A 1,489-nucleotide genomic window follows, 5' to 3' on the forward strand; every position below is an offset into this window, starting at 1 on the left:
AACCGCCCTGTTTTCGCCGCCAAAACGCAAAACCGCCGGCACTGGGCCGGCGGTTTCAAAACGCATTAACGCGGAACTCGATTACTTAAGCCCGAGATAATAGAATGCGATTATGGCCGAACTCCGGCCGACCTCGCGAGTTGTCACATCGCGCCGGATTCCTCCTCGAACCCGTCGTCGCCACCTTCGGAGCCGCCATTCTCAAGGAACTTTTCGGCGATCAGCCCGGCATTCTGTCGGAGCGCCAGCTCGATCTCGCGTGCGGTGTCGGGATTGTCGCGCAGGAACAGTTTGGCATTCTCGCGGCCTTGGCCGAGACGCTGCGAATTGTAGGAGAACCAGGCGCCCGACTTCTCGACCACGCCGGCCTTGACGCCGAGATCGACCAGTTCGCCGGTCTTGGACACGCCTTCACCATACATGATGTCGAACTCGACCACCTTGAAGGGCGGCGCCAGCTTGTTCTTGACCACCTTGACGCGGGTCTGGTTGCCGACGACTTCGTCGCGGTCCTTGACCGAGCCGATGCGGCGGATGTCGAGGCGCACCGATGCGTAGAATTTCAGCGCGTTGCCGCCGGTCGTCGTCTCGGGCGAACCGAACATGACGCCGATCTTCATGCGGATCTGGTTGATGAAGATGACCATGGTGTTGGAGCGCGAGATCGAGGCGGTCAGCTTGCGCAGCGCCTGGCTCATCAGGCGGGCCTGCAGGCCGGGCAGCGAATCACCCATCTCGCCTTCGATTTCGGCACGTGGCGTCAGCGCCGCGACCGAATCGACCACCAGCACGTCGATGGCGCCGGAGCGCACCAGCGTGTCGCAGATTTCCAGCGCCTGCTCACCGGTGTCGGGCTGCGAAATCAGCAGGTTTTCGAGATCGACGCCAAGCTTGCGGGCATAGACCGGGTCAAGCGCGTGCTCGGCATCGACGAAAGCGCAGATGCCGCCCTTCTTCTGGGCTTCGGCCACGGTGTGCAGGGCCAGCGTCGTCTTGCCCGAGCTTTCCGGCCCGTAGATCTCGATGATGCGGCCGCGCGGCAGGCCACCGACGCCAAGCGCGATGTCGAGGCCAAGCGAGCCGGTCGGCACCGTTTCGATCTCGACGACCTGCTCGTTGGCGCCGAGCCGCATGATCGAGCCCTTGCCGAAAGCCCGCTCGATCTGCGACAGCGCCGCATCCAGAGCCTTTGATTTGTCCACTGCCTTGTCCTCTACCAGCCGCAAAGAATTCTGAGCCATGATACATCACCCCTTGGTCGTCAATGAAGGCCGGACAATCCGTAATCCCTGCCTATTTGTACCTTTTTTGTTCTCATTTGGCAAGAGGGATCAAATATCTGAAAAACAAGCAATATCCGGATTTGTTCTTTTTTTGTCCAAGGATTCGATCAGGAATGCACCGCACGTTGGGCCAGACGGCTCGGTTGTTTCGACCTGCCGAATCGCCGCCTTGCATGCGAAGCTCGGTCGCACAGCCTAGCGCTTGT

1 protein-coding gene is annotated in these 1,489 nt (G+C 60.6%); it reads right to left on the reverse strand.

All coding sequences use genetic code 11. The features are described from left to right. Positions 1 to 143: 143 nt before the first annotated feature. Complete coding sequence (gene recA / locus EN884_RS35665) at positions 144 to 1,241, reverse strand: recombinase RecA (protein WP_013532151.1); 1,098 nt, start codon at positions 1,239 to 1,241, stop codon at positions 144 to 146. Positions 1,242 to 1,489: the final 248 nt, after the last annotated feature.

The sequence above is a fragment of the Mesorhizobium sp. M7A.F.Ca.AU.001.01.1.1 genome (assembly GCF_004022735.1).
Taxonomy (GTDB): domain Bacteria; phylum Pseudomonadota; class Alphaproteobacteria; order Rhizobiales; family Rhizobiaceae; genus Mesorhizobium; species Mesorhizobium ciceri.